Here is a 16,653-nt window from a genome sequence, read left to right as displayed (position 1 = left end):
TCACTTCAGGGCTTCAAGGTAGCGACGTTCCACTTCCGTCCAGTCGACGACGTTGTAGAAGGCACCGATATATTCGGGACGACGGTTCTGGTACTTCAGGTAGTAGGCGTGCTCCCACACGTCCAACCCCAGGATCGGTGTGTTGCCGTGCATCAGCGGACTGTCCTGGTTGCCGCTGCTCTCCACCACCAGCGTCTTGGCCGGGGTGACGCTGAGCCAGGCCCAACCGCTGCCGAAACGGGTCAGCGCAGCCTTGGTGAATGCGTCCTTGAACGCCTCGAAGCCACCGAGCTGCGTATCGATGGCCTGGGCCACCTGACCCTGGGGGTGGCCACCGCCCTTGGGCGACATCACGGTCCAGAACAACGCATGGTTGGCATGGCCGCCGCCCTGGTTGATTACCGCTCCCTGCAGCTTTTCGGGCAGCTGCTTGACCGCGCCGACCAATTTTTCGACCGGCCATTCGGCCCACTCGGTCCCTTCGATGGCGGCGTTGAGGTTGTTCACATAGGTCTGGTGGTGCTTGCTGTGGTGAATCTGCATGGTCTGGGTATCGATGTGCGGCTCCAGCGCATCGTAGGCGTAAGGCAGAGCAGGCAAGGTGTGGGGCATGTCAGTGAATTCCGTATGCAGGTGAACGGTGAGTGGCATCCGGCCGGGCAGCCAGTTCGCTCGCTTCAGGCACATGGCGATTGAGCAGGCGCTCGGTGCGTGGGTACTGGCCGTATTCGGCGATAAAGCTCAACAGCTCGGTGTAGGTGCGCCCGCTGTGGCGCAACGCGGCATCACGCAGCGCCTGGGGCAGGCGCGGCTCCTGACTGGCCTGGAGCAGCCGCTGGTGGGCCGCACACAGGTAATCGGCGCTCTCGTGGGGCTGGTTCAGGCGCAGATGCAGGTCAGCCAGGTTGTGATGGGCGATGACGAAGGCCGCCACCGCCTCATCGACGTCATGCCAGCGCTCGAACAGCACCTGCGCCAGGGCCAGGGCTTGCAGGTAGTGTTCCCGGGCGTCTACCAGCTCACCTTGTTCGAACAGGCGATTGGCGGTTTCCGTGGTGCGTTTCCAATGCTGCATGACGTGTCTCCTGGGCGACGACCGTGGATCAGATACCGCCAGCGGTGAGTTTTTCCGGATCCAGCAGGGCCTCTAGCTGGTCACGCGACAGGTCGGTGTGCTCCAGCGCCACTTCCACGATCGGGCGACCTTGCTTGTAGGCGGTCTTGGCAATCTCGGCAGCCTTGAGGTAGCCGATGATCGGGTTCAGTGCCGTGACCAGGATCGGGTTGCGCGACAGCGCCTCCTTGAGCTTCGGCTCATTGACCTTGAAGCTGGCGATGGCCTTGTCTGCCAGCAGGCGGCTGGCGTTGGCCATCAGTTCGATGCTCTCCAGCAGGTTGCGGGCGATCACCGGCAGCATGACATTGAGTTCGAAGTTGCCCGACTGGCCGGCAACGGCGATGGTCGCGTCGTTGCCGATGACCTGCGCGGCAACCATCGCGGTGGCTTCGGGGATCACCGGGTTGACCTTGCCCGGCATGATCGAAGAGCCCGGCTGCAGCCCCTCGAGCTCGATTTCGCCAAGCCCGGCCAGGGGGCCGGAGTTCATCCAGCGCAGGTCGTTGGCGATCTTCATCAGCGCGACAGCGGTGGTCTTGAGCTGGCCGGACAACGCCACGGCCGTGTCCTGGGAGCCGATCAAGGCGAACAGGTTTTCGCCAGGTGTGAACGGAATGCGGGTCAAGTCGCTCAGTTCACGGGCAAAGCCCACGGCGAACTGCGGGTGGGCATTGATGCCAGTGCCGACCGCTGTACCGCCCTGGGCCAGCGCCTGCAGGGCGGGCAAGGTGGCTTCCAGATGCGCTTGGGCGCCCTTGATCTGTGCCGCCCAGCCCCCCAGCACCTGGCTCATGCGCACTGGCATGGCATCCATCAGGTGGGTGCGGCCGGTCTTGACGTAACGGTGAACCTCGACAGCCTTGGCCTCGATCACCTGGACCAGATGCCCCAGAGCCGGCAGCAGTTGCTCGTGCAAGGCCAGCGCTGCGCTGACGTGAATGGTGGTCGGAATGATGTCGTTGCTGCTCTGACCGCAATTGACATGGTCGTTGGCGTTGACTTGGTCACCCAGCACCCGGCTGGCCAAGGTGGCGATCACCTCGTTGGCGTTCATGTTGGAACTGGTGCCGGAACCGGTCTGGAACACGTCCACCGGGAAATGCTGGATGAAGTCCTCGGCCAGCAGTTGCTCGACCGCCTTGACGATGGCACCGCCCTGCTCCGCGCTCAGTTGCCCCAGCGCGATGTTGGCCTTGGCTGCTGCGGCCTTGGCCAACAGCAGTGCCCGGATGAACTGCAGCGGCATGCGCTGGCCGCTGACCGGGAAGTTGTCGACCGCGCGCTGGGTCTGGGCACCATACAGGGCCTGGGCCGGCACCTGCAGTTCGCCCATGCTGTCACGCTCGATACGGGTATTACTCATCATCGGATCCTTGCATCAGTTCATCGGGGGAAATCGAAGGCAGCAACACGCAACTGGCCAGTTGCATCGCATAGGGCTGCCAGCGCTCGTTCTGCTCGCAACGGTCGAGGTTGCGCAGGTCAAGCAGCGGGCGCCAGGCCTGATCCAGGCACTGGCAGCGCCAATGCCAAGGCAACATGCGGTCGCAGGCGGTATCCAGCAGCAGGCGGAAGGAGGTCAGCGCCACGGTCCAGGGCGAGGTCTGGGTGCAACAGACCAGATAGCGCCCCTCGGCCAGGTAATGTTCGATCAGCCGTGGCTCGTCCGGCTCGAGGGCGCAGCGGATGCGCCGACTCAACCAGCGCCAGTTTTCCAGGTAGGGCAATTCGTGGAGGACGGTTTTCATGAACATCATCGCCGAGGTTTACTGGATAATGATATTCATTATTAATTGATAAATAGAATCACTTCAAGAGCGAGACCACAAACAAAAAACCCGGCGCGATGGCCGGGTTTGTCGTAAAGCCTAGGTCAGACGTGCACCGTCAGCTACCGGCGACGGTCATCCGTTCGATCAGCACCGAACCGCTGTGAATATTGCTGCGCGTTTCAATATCGCTGCCAATCGCGACAATCTGCTGGAACATGTCCTTCATATTGCCGGCGATGGTCACTTCCTGAACAGGGAACTGGATTTCACCGTTCTCCACCCAGAAACCCGCAGCGCCACGGGAGTAGTCACCCGTGACCATGTTCAGGCCATGCCCCATCAGCTCGGTCACCAGCAGGCCGCGCCCCATGCGACGGATCAGTGCGGCCTGGTCTTCGACGCCATGGGTGACGAACAGGTTATGCACGCCGCCAGCGTTGGCGGTGCTTGGCAGCTTGAGCTTGCGACCGGCATAGGTGCCGAGGATGTAGGACACCAGTTCGCCCTTGTCGATGAACGGTTTGGCATAGGTAGCCAGGCCATCGCCGTCGAACGCGGCACTGCCCAGCGCGCGCGGAATGTGCGGACGCTCGTCGAGGGTCAGCCAGGTTGGGAACAGACGCTGGCCCAGGGTGCCTTCGAGGAACGACGACTTGCGGTACAGGTTGCCGCCGGAGATTGCCGACAGGAAGCTGCCGAACAACCCGCCGGCCAGCTCCGCAGCGAACAGCACCGGCACCTCGCAGGTCGGCACTGGACGTGCGCCAAGACGGCTGGCGGCACGCTGTGCAGCGCGCTGGCCGATACTGCGCGGGTCGGCCAACAATTGGCCCTGGCGATTGACGTCATACCAGTAGTCGCGCTGCATCTGCCCTTCGCCTTCGGCGATCATCACACAGCTCAGGCTGTGACGCGTCGAAGCGTAGCCGCCGATGAAGCCATGGCTGTTGCCATACACCCGCACCCCTTGGTGCGTGTTGAGGGTGGTGCCGTCGGCATTGAGGATGCGCTTGTCGGCATCGAAGGCGGCCGCTTCGCACTCCAGGGCCATCTCGATGGCACGCTCGGGCTCGATGTCCCAGTCGTGGTAGAGGTCGAGGTCAGGCATTTCGCGCGCCATCAGCGCCGCGTCAGCCAGGCCCGAACACTCATCCTCGGAAGTGTGCTTGGCGATTGCCAGTGCAGCAGCCACCGTTTCGCGAATGGCCTCGGGACCGCTCGCCGACGTACTGGCCGACCCCTTGCGCTGGCCCACGTAGAGGGTGATGCCAAAGCCCTGGTCACGGTTGAACTCGACCGTCTCGACCTCGCGCTGGCGCACGCTGGTGGACAGGCCCTGCTCCAGCGAAACCGCCACCTCGCAGGCACTGGCGCCCTGGCGGCGTGCTTCGGCAACGATCGCCTCGACCTGTTCCTGCAACGCTGGCAGGTCCTTCGGACCTATGCTCTGGACTGCACTCATGGTTTTCTCCACTCAAATTCTGCGTTCGGCGAGGGCCATTCTTCGACCGGGCCGGACAAAGCGGCCCCCGACTGGTTATCATGGCGGCGATTTCCTGCGGACTGCCACCATGGTTGATTCATACGACGACGCCTTCGACGGCGAAAAAAGCAAGACCCAGATCAAGCGCGAGCTGCATGCGCTGGTCGAACTCGGCGAGCGACTCACCACGCTCAAGCCCGATATCCTCGCGCGCCTGCCACTCACCGACGAGTTGCGCAAAGCACTGGAGGAAGCGTCCAAACACACTGCCCACGGTGCCCGCAAACGCCACATGTCGTTCGTCGGCAAGCTGATGCGCGTACAGGACCTGGATGCCATCCATGCGCTGCTCGAGCAGATAGACAGCTCCACGCGCCAGTACAACGAACGTTTCCACGGCCTCGAGCGCTGGCGCGACCGGTTGATCGACGGCAACGACGAAGACCTCGAGCGCTTCGTCCAGGAGTTCCCCGATACCGATCGCCAGCAACTGCGCTCGCTGATCCGCCATGCCCAGCACGAAAAGGCGCGGAACAAACCGCCAGCCGCTGCGCGCAAGGTGTTCAAGTACATCCGCGACCTCGACGAGCTCCAGCGCGGCCTGCGCTGAGCCCTGCCACTGACCGCCTGCAGGAGCGGCCTCGCGTCGCGACACGAGGCCGCTCCTGCAGGCAGCGCGTGCCATCAGGCCCCGGTACCGCCCACGGTGATCGCGTCCAGCTTCAGGGTCGGCTGGCCAACGCCAACCGGCACCGACTGCCCATCCTTGCCACAAGTCCCGACGCCGCTGTCCAGGGCCAGGTCGTTACCGACCATCGACACCCGACTCATCGCCTCAGGACCATTGCCGATCAGGGTCGCGCCCTTGACCGGCGCGGTGATCTTGCCGTCTTCGATCAGGTACGCCTCGCTGGTGGAGAACACGAACTTGCCACTGGTGATGTCCACCTGACCACCGCCGAGGTTGGCGCAGTAGATGCCCTTCTTCACCGAGGCGATGATCTCCTGCGGGTCGCTCTCGCCGGCACGCATGTAGGTGTTGGTCATGCGCGGCATCGGCAGGTGCGCGTAGGATTCGCGCCGACCATTGCCGGTAACCGCCATGCCCATCAGGCGGGCATTGAGCTTGTCCTGCATGTAGCCTTTGAGGATGCCGTTCTCGATCAGGGTGGTGCATTCGGTTGGGGTGCCTTCGTCATCGACGCTCAGCGAACCGCGACGGCCTTCCAGCGTGCCGTCATCGACGATGGTGCACAGCTTCGACGCCACCGCCTCACCGATCCGGCCGCTGTAGGCGGAGCTGCCCTTGCGGTTGAAGTCGCCTTCCAGGCCGTGGCCGACCGCTTCATGCAGCAGTACGCCCGACCAACCGGGACCGAGCACCACCGGCAACGTGCCGGCCGGCGCGGGCTGCGCCTCGAGGTTGACCAGCGCCTGGCGCAGCGCCTCGCGGGCATAGCCCATCACCCGCTCTTCGGTGAAGTAGCGGTAGTCGGTACGCCCGCCTCCGCCTTGGCCGCCGCGCTCGCGGCGACCGTTGTGTTCGACGATGACGCTGACGTTGAAACGCACCAGCGGCCGCACATCCGCGGCCAGGCTGCCATCGGCCGCCGCCACCAGGATGCGCTCCCACACACCCGCCATGCTCACGCTGACCTGCTGAATGCGTGGATCGAGGGCACGGGTGGCGGCATCGACGCGCTTGAGCAGTTCGACTTTCTCGGCCCGACTCAGGACATCGAGTGGGTTGTTCGGTGCATACAGGGCGGTCACGTCCTGACTGCGGAAGGCCTGCACCTTACCGTTCTGGCCAGCGCGGGAAATCGAGCGGGCGGCGCGCGCCGCCGACGTCAAGGCTTCAAGATTGATCGCGTTGCTGTAGGCGAAGCCGGTCTTCTCGCCGGACAACGCACGCACGCCGACACCTTGGTCGAGGTTAAAACTGCCTTCCTTGACGATACCGTCTTCCAGTGCCCAGGTTTCCGAGATCTGCCCCTGGAAATACAGGTCGGCAGCGTCGATGCCGGGCCCTGCCAACTCACCCAGCACAGCCTGCAGGCTGTCCAGGGTCAGTCCGCCCGGGGCCAGGAGCTGCTCGCTGACGGTGGATAACATCTGGCTCATAGTCACTCCGAGGTGTGCGCAGGCCGCAAGGCGTCCTGCGAGAAAAAGCGCCGGTGCGAAACGACCGGCATACGCGCCCGTATGGACGCTTGTTCTTCAGCGTCGCGCTCGGCGAGCAATATCGCTTCGCCATGCGCATGTTCGGCGACGATCCTCCCCCAAGGGTCGACGATCGCCGCATGGCCATGGGTTTCCCGTGGGCCTGGATGGCTGCCGCCCTGCGCGGCGGCCAGCATATAGCACTGGGTTTCGATGGCGCGGGCACGGATCAACACTTCCCAATGTGCCGCGCCGGTCACCGCAGTGAACGCCGACGGAGCGCTGATCAGCTCGGCCCCGGCAGCGCGCAGGGCGCTGTAGAGCTCGGGAAAGCGCAGGTCGTAGCACACCGACAAGCCCAGGCGCCCAACCGGTGTATCGGCCACCACCACCTGCGCGCCATGGGCGTAATCGTCCGATTCGCGGTAGCGCCCACGGTTGTCGGCCACGTCCACATCGAACAGGTGCAGCTTGTCGTAACGCGCGGCGATCTCGCCGTGGTCGTCGACCAGCAGCGAGCAGGCATGTGACTTGGCCTCGGGCTGACCGACCGGGGGCAACGGCAAGGTGCCGGCAACAATCCATAACTTGAGGTCGCGTGCGGCGCGTTTCAACCAGGGCAGGATCGGGCCTTCGCCAAGCGCTTCGGCGCGACCGATCACCGCGGCATCGCGCCGGCCCATGGCCGCGAAATTCTCCGGCAGCACTGCCAGCCGTGCGCCACTGTCAGCCGCCTGTTCCAGCAGCACGTGAGCCCGCTGCAGGTTGGCCAGTACGCCGTCCTGGCTGACCATCTGGATCACTGCTGACTTCATGACCACTCCTAGCGCGATTTATCGAAAGGTTTCACAAAGGTGATTTTAGGCTCTTTGACCGGACCTTCGACCCGATAGTGCACGCTGGCGAAGCGTGCGACCCGATCACCGATCAGTCGATCGACCAGGAACAATGCGCCACCGACCGCAGGCGCCCCGACGATCAGCGCCGCCAACGGCAGGTTGTTGGTGACCGGCAGGGTCACCTGCAGGTTGGCATCGATACGGTCGCGCACAAAGTCGAGTGTGCCATCGAGCTCGAAATTGCTGGAGGGGCCGGTGACAGCGATCGGTTCACGGGTCACATAGACGCCCTCGCTGACCACCAGCAGGCCCTTGACCCGATCATAGGCCAGCCCCTCGCCGAACAGGTCGGAGAAGTCCAGGCGCAGACGGCGACCAATCGAGTTGAAGTTGAGCAAGCCGAACACCCGCAACGCCTGGGCGCCGCCCTCGACCTCGACGAACTGGCCGGTGCGCAGCGAGGCATCGAGGCTACCGGAGAATCGCTTGAGACTGACCCAGGCCGGCGAACCCGGCCAACGGCCATCGACGTCCATGCGGAAGTCGCGGCTGGTGACCGTGGGCGCGAAGCCCCAGGCCTTGAGCACATCGCCCAGGTCCTTGCCGTCCAGGCGCCCCTTGTACCAACTGCTGGTGCTGCCGGGAACACCTTCCCAGCCGCCGCTGCCGTCGATGTGCAGGCCCTTGAGATTGAGGTCGATGTCGCCCAGGGACACACCACGGGCATTCGGCCGCAGCTTGACCGAGGCGCTGCCGAACAGGTCGTCGCCGCGATACAACTTGTCGATGCTCAGGTCCAGGGCCGGCGCCTTGCGCGGGTCGAAGGTGGCCAGCGGATCAGGCGCATCTTCGGCCTGGGCCTCCTGCGGATCGGCAGGCGGCAGGCGCAAGGTCTGCAGCTTCACCACCATGGGCGCGGCCTTGGCATCCGGGATCCGCGCATTGCCGATCACTTCCTTGCTGTCCAGGCGCAGATCCCAGGCGCTGGCAACACGCGCCAGGCGCACCACCGCCTGGTTGAGGTCGGTGCCGAATGCCTTCAACTGGCCAATGCTCACATCCACACCCTGCAGGCTCTGACGAGCGCTGCCACCTGGATCCTGGCCAGCATACTTGTCCAACTGCTGCTGCCAGGGCTCGAGGTCCAGCGATTCGAGCCGCCCGCGCACCCGCAGACCCTGGCCGCCCGGCACCAGCGCATCGCCACCGCCCAGCACCAGCTCGCCGCGTCCCTGGGCCAGCTTGTCGAGCGAGGCCGCATAGGCCAACCGCGCCACATCGGCGTAGCTCGCATCAAAGCGCCGCTCACCACCCTGCAGGTTCATGCTGAAGCTGCTGTCGCGTGACTCGGCCGCCGTCTTGCCGAAGGGCGCTGGCAGGTCGATGGTCAGGCCCTTGAGCGACGAGTTGACGCTCAGGCGATTGTCGCGGCTACCCAGGCTGACCTGCAGTTGGTAGGGAATGTCGCCCGAGGCCGGCAGTGCCTGCTTGAACTGCAGCCAGTCGGTCAACGACTTGAGCGGCACCTGGCCGGTGGCGTTGATCCGGGTCTGGATCTGGCCACCCTGCCCTTCGGCGAGAATCTGCGCGGTCACCGGCCTGTCGAAGGCCTGGAGACTGATGCCCTTGCCGCTCAGGCCCTTGTCGAGATCGAAGGTGAAGTCGCCCTTCAGGCGGCTCAGGTCGAGCTCCGGCGGCTCCACCTTGAGCCGGGCATCGGAAGTCGAGAAATCCACCAGCACCTTGGGACGCAGACCGTGTTCCAACGGGATGTCCAGTTTGACCTTGCCCTGCAGCGGGCCCTCGCCTTCCCAGCCGGCGAAGATCTCGCCAGTGCCGATCGGCGCCTCTTTCAGAATCTTCAGGCCGTCACCCAGGCTGCCATCGAACTCGCCGTCCAGGTACAGGCGGCTATGCTGGTCGCCCTCGACATGGGGGATGTTGACGCTGACATCACTGACTCGGGTGTCCAGCAGCAGGCCCTTGCTGGCCTGGATGCGCACACCGGTATCCTCGATGTACACATTGCCGTCCACCTGCTGCACCTGCGGCCAGCCCGGCTGGAAATCGAGGGCCGCATCATGCACCTTGAAGAACAGGCTGATGCTGCGCGAATGCGCCGGCGCGTTGTGGTTCAGAGATCCCTGGTACTGGAAGTAGCCCTCGTCGACCTCCCCCTTGACGATGGCACTGCGAAGCCACTCGTCCAGCGCCGGGCTGAGCACTTCCGGCAGGTACTTGGCCGTGTAGCGGCCATCGCCCTCGGTGAGGCCGACGCGCAGGTCCATATAGTCGGCCTGCTCCTCGTGGAACCTGAAGCGAATGAGAAAATCGGCGGCGATCTTGCCTTCATCGCCCAGCACCTTGATGTAGGGCGCGATGAGGGTAAAGCCGTCCTTGTCCAGCGCCCAGGTCAGGCGGGCATTGGCTTTCTGGTAGTGCCAGGGTTTGCCGAAGATGGGGTACAGGTGCAGCATGAAGGCATCGGTATCAAGGCGCAGTTCGCCGTGCCCGAGATCGCCGCTGATGCTGCCGCTGACATTGCCCGCTGCGGGCGCGCCGTGATACGCATCGAAGCCGATCTTGTCGAGATTGGCGGCGAACTGCAGGCGCTGGTCACCTTCGGCATGGGGACGGATGTCGAGCTGAACATTGCGCAGTGTACCGGTCACGTTCAGGGCATCGACCACGGTCATCAGGTTGTCCGGCAGCGGTGCCAGGCCATCGATCAGTGGGGTCAACGGCGTCAGGTCGAGGCGATCGGCCTGGACCTGCCACGTCTCCCCGGCGGCCTCCTGCCCACGGCGCTGGCGCGCTTGCAGGTGGGTTTCCCAGCGGGTTTCACCGATACTCGCCGCCAACGAATCGACCACGATCTCGTAGCCTTCCTTGCCCCGGCGCACCCAACTGGACAGCGCCAGGTTGTCGAGGGTCACGGTCTTGCGCCCGACATAGGCGCCGCGCAGTTGCGGCGCGTTCAGGCGGGCGACGGCGCGCTGCAACTGGCCTTTGTTCCAGTCGATCCAGAATTCGCCCCCCGCACGCAGCGTCTTGGCTCGCCACTGGCCGAGCAGGCTTGGCGGCACCCAGCGCGCCCAATCGCTCTGCGGCAGGCTGGCGTAGGCCTCCAGCCGCCCGTCACGCCAGGCGTCAGGGGTGGCGCGGCTGCGCAGGTTCAACGCCAGGGGTTGGCCGTCGGGCAAGGTCGCGCGCAGCTCAAGGCGCTGGCGCGACGGACCGGCCTGCAGGCCAAGGCTGACATAAGTGAGCGTGACCGAATCACGGCGCCACGGCTGGAACGTGACCTGGCTGTCGAACACATCGACCCTGCCCAGTTGCTGGAGGCGTTGCAGCAATTGGGCAGGGTCGATGGGCGCATCGTCTTTCTTCGGCAGGCCTTCAAGGGTCCAGGCGCCTTGCTGGTCCTCATGCAGGATCAGCTGCAGGCCGCCTAGCTGGACATGCGCCAACCGCACTTCTCGGGCCTTCAGGCTGGCCCACAGGTCGGGCACCAGCTTGACGTCATCCAGGCGCAAGGCCGCCGAGCCCTCACCCAATTGCAGGTCGCGCAGCCTGAGCACCGGGGCCAGGCCACTCCATCGCCCCTCGAGCGCCCCCACATGCACGGGCAGGCCCAAGGCTTGCTGGGCCTTGTCTTCAAGGTCGGCCCGGTATTCGGCCACCAGCGGCACCAGTTGCCGACCGAGGCTGACATACAGCGCCACCAGCACTGCCAGCAGGGCACACAGCCCCAGCCCCCAGCGGGTCAACGCGCCAAGAACGCGGGTCAGACGTTCCATGGCCATTGCCCTCCGAGTCGTCCATTAACTATGGCCGCAAGCGGCATTTTCGCCACTGGGCGAACGATTTCAGAACGCGTCAGAGCAGCACCACATCATATTGTTCCTGGGAATACATGGACTCGACCTGGAAGCGAATGGTTCGCCCGATGAAGGCCTCCAGCTCGGCGACGTTACCCGACTCTTCATCGAGCAGACGATCGACGACCTTCTGATTGGCCAGCACCCGGTAGCCTTCTGCCTGATAGGCCCGCGCCTCGCGGAGGATTTCGCGGAAGATTTCGTAACAAATAGTCTCTGGCGTCTTCAGCTTGCCACGCCCCTGGCAGGCCAGGCAGGGCTCGCACAGCACCTGCTCGAGGCTTTCACGGGTGCGCTTGCGGGTCATCTGTACCAGGCCCAACTCGGTGATGCCGATGATGTTGGTCTTGGCATGGTCGCGCTCAAGCTGTTTTTCCAGCGTGCGCAGAACCTGGCGGCGGTGCTCTTCGTCTTCCATGTCGATGAAGTCGATGATGATGATGCCGCCGATGTTGCGCAGGCGCAGTTGCCGTGCGATGGCCGTGGCTGCTTCGAGGTTGGTCTTGAAAATGGTCTCTTCGAGGTTGCGATGGCCGACGAAAGCGCCAGTGTTGACGTCGATGGTCGTCATCGCCTCGGCGGGGTCGACCACCAGGTAGCCCCCTGACTTGAGCGGCACCTTGCGTTCCAGGGCGCGCTGGATCTCGTCCTCGACCCCATAGAGGTCGAAGATCGGCCGCTCGCCGGGATAGTGCTCCAGGCGGTCGGCGATCTCAGGCATCAGCTCGCCGACGAACTGCGTGGTCTTCTGGAAGGTCTCCCGCGAGTCGATGCGGATCTTCTCGATCTTTGGATTGACCAGGTCGCGCAAGGTGCGCAGCGCCAGGCCGAGGTCTTCGTAGATCACGGTCGGCGCACCGCAGGTCTGGATCTGGCTGCCGATCTGCTCCCAAAGGCGACGCAGGTAGCGGATGTCCTGGAGGATGTCTTCGGCGCGCGCGCCTTCGGCGGCGGTACGCAGGATGAAGCCACCGGCATCCTTGATGTTCTCTTGCGTCATCGAATCGCTGACCACCTGTTTGAGACGGTCACGCTCGGCTTCGTCTTCGATCTTCAGCGAAATGCCGACATGGCTGCTGCGCGGCATGTACACCAGGTAGCGCGACGGAATCGACAGCTGGGTAGTCAGGCGCGCGCCCTTGGTGCCGATAGGGTCCTTGGTCACCTGCACCACAAGAGCCTGGCCTTCGTGGACCAGCGCGGTGATGGTCTCGACCGCCGAGCCTTCACGCTGGGAGATCTCCGAGGCGTGGATGAACGCCGCACGCTCCAGGCCGATATCGATGAAGGCGGCCTGCATGCCAGGCAGCACACGCACCACCTTGCCCTTGTAGATATTGCCGACGATGCCACGGCGCTGGGTGCGCTCGACATGCACCTCCTGCAGCACTCCGTTCTCCACCACTGCCACACGTGACTCCATTGGCGTGATGTTGATCAGGATCTCTTCACTCATGGCAGGCTCTCGTCAAAGGTCTTCGGTAATGATGGATCGCTGTCGGGCGGCTGGCTAGCGCTGGGCGTTATCCTCTTGCTGCCAGCAGGGAATGGCGAACTGTTCGAGCAGCTCGGCGGTTTCGCTCAGGGGCAGGCCGACCACGGCCGAATAGCTGCCCTCGATGGCGCTGACGAACACCGCCCCCAGCCCCTGGATCGCATAACCGCCGGCCTTGTCCAGCGGTTCACCGCTGTCCCAGTAGCGACATGCTTCATCGAAGGAAATGGTACGGAACCGGACTTTGGTGGCCACGCACAGGCTCAGCGAGCGCTGGCCGTCGGTCACAGCTACGGCCGTAAGCACCTGATGCTCGCGTTTGGACAGGTCGCCGAGCATCGCCAGGGCGTGCTCGCGGTTTTCAGGCTTGCCGAGGATCTGGCCGTCGAGCACCACGGCGGTATCCGCGCCGAGCACCACACCCGGGGCATCGAGCAGATTGAAACCGGCCACCGCCTTGGCTTGCGCCAGGCGCTCGACGTAGGCCTGGGCGGCTTCGTCGGGCAACGGGGTTTCGTCGATGGGGGCGCTGACCACGGTGAATGGCACGCCAATCTGGGTCAGCAGCTCACGCCGGCGCGGGGAGCCGGAGGCCAGGTGCAGTCGAGTCATGTGGACATCTCCCTGTCAGTGGCGACGCGTCAGTGGATATGCAGGCGTCGGCGCATGCCGCGCAGGGCGAAGCTGATCCAGGGCCAGAGCAACGCGCTGATCACCGCCGACCACACCAGCGCAAGCGTCGGCAGGCGATTGCCGGTCAGGGCGCTGAGCCACAGCTGGATCAACTGGGCGATGCCGAACACCACCAGGATCACCAGGCTCTGCTGCCACATGGGGAACATACGCAGGCGTTGCTGCAGGGACAGCACCAGGAAGGTGATCAAGGTGAGGATCAGCGCGTTCTGCCCCAGCAGGGTGCCGTAGAGCACGTCCTCGGCAAGGCCCAGCACAAAGGCGGTGGTCATCCCGACCTTGCTGGGTACGGCCAGGGTCCAGAACGCCAGCAACAAGGCCAGCCACATGGGGCGGAACACCTCCATGAACTGCGGCATCGGCGTGACGCTGAGCAGCAGGCCGATGACGAATGTCAGCCAGATGGCCCAGCCGTTTCTGCTACGGGTACTGGCCATCATTCTCTCCGGGGCTGTGCAGTCGACGCGGGTGCGGCTGGCGGGTGTGAGGTGGACGTACCGTGGGCCGGCGCAGTGGCAGCCGGTGCGGCAGGTGCGGGTGCGTGGGCCGGCGCGCCGCTCGCTGGCGCAGTTGCAGGTGCTGGCGCAGCTGTCGGCTTGGCACTCGCACCTTCCTGACGGTCGGCCTCTTCCTGGGCGATCGCTGCATCCGTGGCACGCTGCTCAGGTGTACGACGATCGCTGAACACCAGCAGCATGTAGCGGCTGCGATTGAGGGCGGCGGTAGGAATGGCGCGCACGATGGCGAACGGCTGACCGGAATCGTGGATCACCTCGTTGACCGTGGCCACCGGATAACCGGCCGGGAAACGCTGCCCCATGCCCGAACTCACCAGCAGATCGCCTTCCTTGATGTCGGCGGTATCGGCCACGTGACGCAGTTCCAGGCGTTCCGGGTTGCCGGTGCCGCTGGCAATGGCGCGCAGGCCGTTGCGGTTGACCTGTACGGGAATGCTGTGGGTGGTGTCGGTCAGCAGCAGCACGCGCGAGGTGTAGGGCATCAGCTCGACCACCTGGCCCATCAGGCCACGGGCATCGAGCACCGGCTGGCCGAGGAACACCCCGTCGCGCTCGCCCTTGTTGATCAGGATGCGATGAGTGAAGGGATTGGGATCGACCCCGATCAGTTCGGCGACTTCGACCTTTTCGTTGACCAGTGCCGAAGAATTGAGCAGCTCGCGCAGACGCACGTTCTGCTCGGTGAGCGCCGCCAGCTTCTGCAGGCGCCCCTGCAACAGCAGGGCTTCGGTCTTGAGTTTCTCGTTTTCGGCGATCAGCTCGGTGCGGCTGCCGAACTGCCCGGCCACGCCCTGCCACAGACGCTGCGGCAAATCGGTGACCCAATAGGATTCCATCAGCACCAGCCCCATCTGGCTGCGTACCGGCTTGAGCACGTCAAAGCGCGAGTCGACCACCATCAGCGCGACCGACATCACCACCAGCACGAGCAGACGAACGCCCAGCGAAGGGCCCTTGGAGAAAAGCGGTTTAATGGGCCGTTCCTCGTGGACGACGATTCAGGCGGTCATTGCACGAGGTCAATGCAACCACCAGCCTGCGGATTGACGGAAACGACGCCCGACGGACGTCAACAGCGCATACAGGTAGCACTGTGCGTGCCACCTGTAAACCAGACGATCTTCAGCGACGGCTGGACAGCGCCAGGACTCACTCGCTGGAAAGCAGGTCCATGGCGTGCTTGTCCATCATTTCCAGCGCACGACCACCGCCACGGGCGACACAGGTCAGCGGGTCTTCGGCAACGATCACCGGCAGGCCGGTTTCCTGGGCCAGCAGCTTGTCGAGGTCACGCAGCAGCGCGCCACCACCGGTCAGCACCAGGCCGCGCTCGGCGATGTCGGAGGCCAGCTCCGGCGGCGACTGCTCCAGGGCGCTCTTGACCGCCTGGACGATGGTCGCCAGCGATTCCTGCAGCGCTTCGAGCACTTCGTTGGAGTTCAGGGTGAAGGCACGTGGTACACCTTCGGCCAGGTTGCGGCCACGCACGTCGACTTCGCGGACTTCGCCGCCCGGGTAGGCGGTGCCGATTTCCTGCTTGATGCGCTCGGCGGTGGATTCGCCGATCAGGCTGCCGTAGTTACGGCGCACGTAGGTGACGATGGCTTCGTCGAAACGGTCGCCGCCGACACGCACGGATTCGGCGTACACCACACCGTTGAGCGAGATCAGGGCGATTTCGGTGGTACCACCACCGATGTCGACGACCATCGAACCGCGGGCTTCCTCGACCGGCAGGCCGGCACCGATGGCGGCGGCCATGGGCTCTTCGATCAGGAACACTTCGCGGGCACCGGCGCCCAGCGCCGATTCACGGATGGCACGGCGCTCGACCTGAGTGGACTTGCACGGCACGCAGATCAGCACGCGAGGGCTGGGCTGCAGGAAGCTGTTTTCGTGCACTTTGTTGATGAAGTACTGCAGCATCTTCTCGCAGACGCTGAAGTCGGCGATCACGCCGTCCTTCATCGGACGAATGGCAGCGATGTTGCCGGGAGTGCGGCCGAGCATGCGCTTGGCTTCGGTACCGACGGCCACGACGCTTTTCTGGTTGCCGTGGGTACGGATGGCAACAACCGAGGGCTCATTCAGGACGATACCGCGCTCACGCACGTAAATAAGGGTGTTGGCAGTACCCAGGTCGATGGACAGATCGCTGGAAAACATGCCACGCAGTTTCTTGAACATGGGAAAGTGACCCTGGGGAAAGCGTGGGTAAAAAAGTGCGGCAAACTCTAACAATGGCAGGGATTTTGGGCAAGGAGCCAATATGTTAAATTGGCAGTTTTTCCGAGCACGCCAGCCGATGATCGCGGCCGTATGACCGCCAGAATCCCGGCATGTTCCTCATTACGGAAGCATTCTGTTTCTGTTTTTCCTGGAGATCCCCATGGCGCTTCAACGCTGTGACGTGGAAAAGATCGCCCATCTGGCCCGCCTGGGCCTTAATGAAGGCGAACTGCCACGCATTACCGATGCCTTGAACAGTATTCTCGGGCTGGTCGACCAGATGCAAGCCGTCGACACCACCGGCATCGAGCCTCTCGCCCACCCGCTCGAAGCCACCCAGCGCCTGCGTCCCGACCAGGTGACCGAAAGCAACCAGCGCGATCGCTACCAAGCGGTGGCACCCTCGACCGAAAACGGTCTGTACCTGGTTCCGAAAGTCATCGAGTAAGGGATAGAGCCTGCC

15 protein-coding genes are annotated in these 16,653 nt (G+C 64.1%); 2 read left to right on the top strand and 13 right to left on the bottom strand.

The window, feature by feature from the left end; all coding sequences use genetic code 11:
• The 5 genes from AC2CGW_RS13090 to pmbA all read right to left on the bottom strand — a co-directional run bounded on the left by AC2CGW_RS13090 (position 1) and on the right by pmbA (position 4,351).
• Positions 1–612, bottom strand: coding sequence for a superoxide dismutase (locus AC2CGW_RS13090; protein WP_186721679.1), 612 nt, complete (start codon positions 610–612; stop codon positions 1–3).
• Between the two features lies 1 nt (position 613).
• Positions 614–1,075, bottom strand: a complete 462-nt coding sequence (locus AC2CGW_RS13085; protein WP_186667833.1) for a hypothetical protein — start codon at positions 1,073–1,075, stop codon at positions 614–616.
• A gap of 28 nt (positions 1,076–1,103) precedes the next feature.
• Complete coding sequence (locus AC2CGW_RS13080) at positions 1,104–2,480, bottom strand: class II fumarate hydratase (RefSeq protein ID WP_288374322.1); 1,377 nt, start codon at positions 2,478–2,480, stop codon at positions 1,104–1,106.
• The gene (locus AC2CGW_RS13075; protein WP_186667831.1) at positions 2,473–2,874 is read right to left on the bottom strand and encodes a FagA protein; all 402 of its coding nucleotides are present in this window, start codon (positions 2,872–2,874) and stop codon (positions 2,473–2,475) included. The genes AC2CGW_RS13080 and AC2CGW_RS13075 overlap by 8 nt, the downstream gene beginning before the upstream one ends.
• Positions 2,875–3,004: 130 nt before the next feature.
• Positions 3,005–4,351 (bottom strand): metalloprotease PmbA, encoded by a 1,347-nt coding sequence (pmbA, locus tag AC2CGW_RS13070; RefSeq protein WP_125930677.1) that lies wholly within the window; start codon positions 4,349–4,351, stop codon positions 3,005–3,007.
• A 109-nt stretch (positions 4,352–4,460) separates the two neighbouring features.
• Here pmbA and yjgA point away from each other — a divergent pair, with 109 nt between their 5' ends.
• Positions 4,461–4,982 carry a ribosome biogenesis factor YjgA gene (yjgA, locus tag AC2CGW_RS13065; protein WP_054894391.1) on the top strand — a complete coding sequence of 174 codons (522 nt, stop codon included), beginning with the start codon at positions 4,461–4,463 and terminating at the stop codon, positions 4,980–4,982.
• A gap of 74 nt (positions 4,983–5,056) precedes the next feature.
• Here the strand turns inward: yjgA and tldD are convergent, their stop codons facing one another.
• The 8 genes from tldD to mreB form a co-directional block, all read right to left on the bottom strand.
• On the bottom strand, positions 5,057–6,496 hold the full coding sequence (tldD, locus tag AC2CGW_RS13060; protein WP_186667830.1) for a metalloprotease TldD: 1,440 nt from the start codon (positions 6,494–6,496) through the stop codon (positions 5,057–5,059).
• 2 nt (positions 6,497–6,498) lie between these two features.
• Positions 6,499–7,350, bottom strand: a complete 852-nt coding sequence (locus AC2CGW_RS13055) for a carbon-nitrogen hydrolase family protein (RefSeq protein WP_186667828.1) — start codon at positions 7,348–7,350, stop codon at positions 6,499–6,501.
• Between the two features lie 8 nt (positions 7,351–7,358).
• Entirely contained in the window at positions 7,359–11,180 is a 3,822-nt protein-coding gene (locus AC2CGW_RS13050; RefSeq protein WP_484574144.1) for a YhdP family protein, read from the bottom strand.
• Between the two features lie 73 nt (positions 11,181–11,253).
• Positions 11,254–12,711: a ribonuclease G gene (gene rng / locus AC2CGW_RS13045; RefSeq protein WP_186667824.1), complete on the bottom strand. Its 1,458-nt coding sequence runs from the start codon at positions 12,709–12,711 to the stop codon at positions 11,254–11,256.
• Positions 12,712–12,765: 54 nt separating this feature from the next.
• Positions 12,766–13,362: a Maf family protein gene (locus AC2CGW_RS13040; RefSeq protein ID WP_186711499.1), complete on the bottom strand. Its 597-nt coding sequence runs from the start codon at positions 13,360–13,362 to the stop codon at positions 12,766–12,768.
• Positions 13,363–13,391: 29 nt separating this feature from the next.
• Entirely contained in the window at positions 13,392–13,880 is a 489-nt protein-coding gene (gene mreD, locus AC2CGW_RS13035) for a rod shape-determining protein MreD (RefSeq protein ID WP_054894397.1), read from the bottom strand.
• Positions 13,880–14,935 (bottom strand): rod shape-determining protein MreC, encoded by a 1,056-nt coding sequence (gene mreC / locus AC2CGW_RS13030; RefSeq protein ID WP_484574218.1) that lies wholly within the window; start codon positions 14,933–14,935, stop codon positions 13,880–13,882. The genes mreD and mreC overlap by 1 nt, the downstream gene beginning before the upstream one ends.
• A gap of 175 nt (positions 14,936–15,110) precedes the next feature.
• A complete protein-coding gene (mreB, locus tag AC2CGW_RS13025) occupies positions 15,111–16,148 on the bottom strand; it encodes a rod shape-determining protein MreB (RefSeq protein ID WP_003255163.1) in 1,038 nt (345 codons plus the stop codon).
• A gap of 202 nt (positions 16,149–16,350) precedes the next feature.
• Between mreB and gatC the strand changes: the two genes are divergently transcribed.
• Positions 16,351–16,638 (top strand): Asp-tRNA(Asn)/Glu-tRNA(Gln) amidotransferase subunit GatC, encoded by a 288-nt coding sequence (gene gatC / locus AC2CGW_RS13020; RefSeq protein ID WP_054894398.1) that lies wholly within the window; start codon positions 16,351–16,353, stop codon positions 16,636–16,638.
• Positions 16,639–16,653: the final 15 nt, after the last annotated feature.

The sequence above is a fragment of the Pseudomonas sp. SYWMCR5 genome (assembly GCF_057197165.1).
The sequence above is the reverse complement of the archived record's forward strand: the minus strand, read 5'-3'. Positions and strand labels throughout refer to the sequence as shown.

Bases quoted from the DNA above. Each gene is read 5' to 3' on its own strand.
- pmbA (WP_125930677.1), bottom strand. From the start codon at position 4,351: ATGAGTGCAGTCCAGAGCATAGGTCCGAAGGACCTGCCAGCGTTGCAG.
- rng (WP_186667824.1), bottom strand. From the start codon at position 12,711: ATGAGTGAAGAGATCCTGATCAACATCACGCCAATGGAGTCACGTGTG.
- AC2CGW_RS13075 (WP_186667831.1), bottom strand. From the start codon at position 2,874: ATGATGTTCATGAAAACCGTCCTCCACGAATTGCCCTACCTGGAAAAC.
- yjgA (WP_054894391.1), top strand. From the start codon at position 4,461: ATGGTTGATTCATACGACGACGCCTTCGACGGCGAAAAAAGCAAGACC.
- AC2CGW_RS13090 (WP_186721679.1), bottom strand. From the start codon at position 612: ATGCCCCACACCTTGCCTGCTCTGCCTTACGCCTACGATGCGCTGGAG.
- mreB (WP_003255163.1), bottom strand. From the start codon at position 16,148: ATGTTCAAGAAACTGCGTGGCATGTTTTCCAGCGATCTGTCCATCGAC.
- AC2CGW_RS13085 (WP_186667833.1), bottom strand. From the start codon at position 1,075: ATGCAGCATTGGAAACGCACCACGGAAACCGCCAATCGCCTGTTCGAA.
- mreD (WP_054894397.1), bottom strand. From the start codon at position 13,880: ATGGCCAGTACCCGTAGCAGAAACGGCTGGGCCATCTGGCTGACATTC.
- tldD (WP_186667830.1), bottom strand. From the start codon at position 6,496: ATGAGCCAGATGTTATCCACCGTCAGCGAGCAGCTCCTGGCCCCGGGC.
- AC2CGW_RS13040 (WP_186711499.1), bottom strand. From the start codon at position 13,362: ATGACTCGACTGCACCTGGCCTCCGGCTCCCCGCGCCGGCGTGAGCTG.
- AC2CGW_RS13080 (WP_288374322.1), bottom strand. From the start codon at position 2,480: ATGAGTAATACCCGTATCGAGCGTGACAGCATGGGCGAACTGCAGGTG.
- AC2CGW_RS13050 (WP_484574144.1), bottom strand. From the start codon at position 11,180: ATGGCCATGGAACGTCTGACCCGCGTTCTTGGCGCGTTGACCCGCTGG.
- gatC (WP_054894398.1), top strand. From the start codon at position 16,351: ATGGCGCTTCAACGCTGTGACGTGGAAAAGATCGCCCATCTGGCCCGC.
- AC2CGW_RS13055 (WP_186667828.1), bottom strand. From the start codon at position 7,350: ATGAAGTCAGCAGTGATCCAGATGGTCAGCCAGGACGGCGTACTGGCC.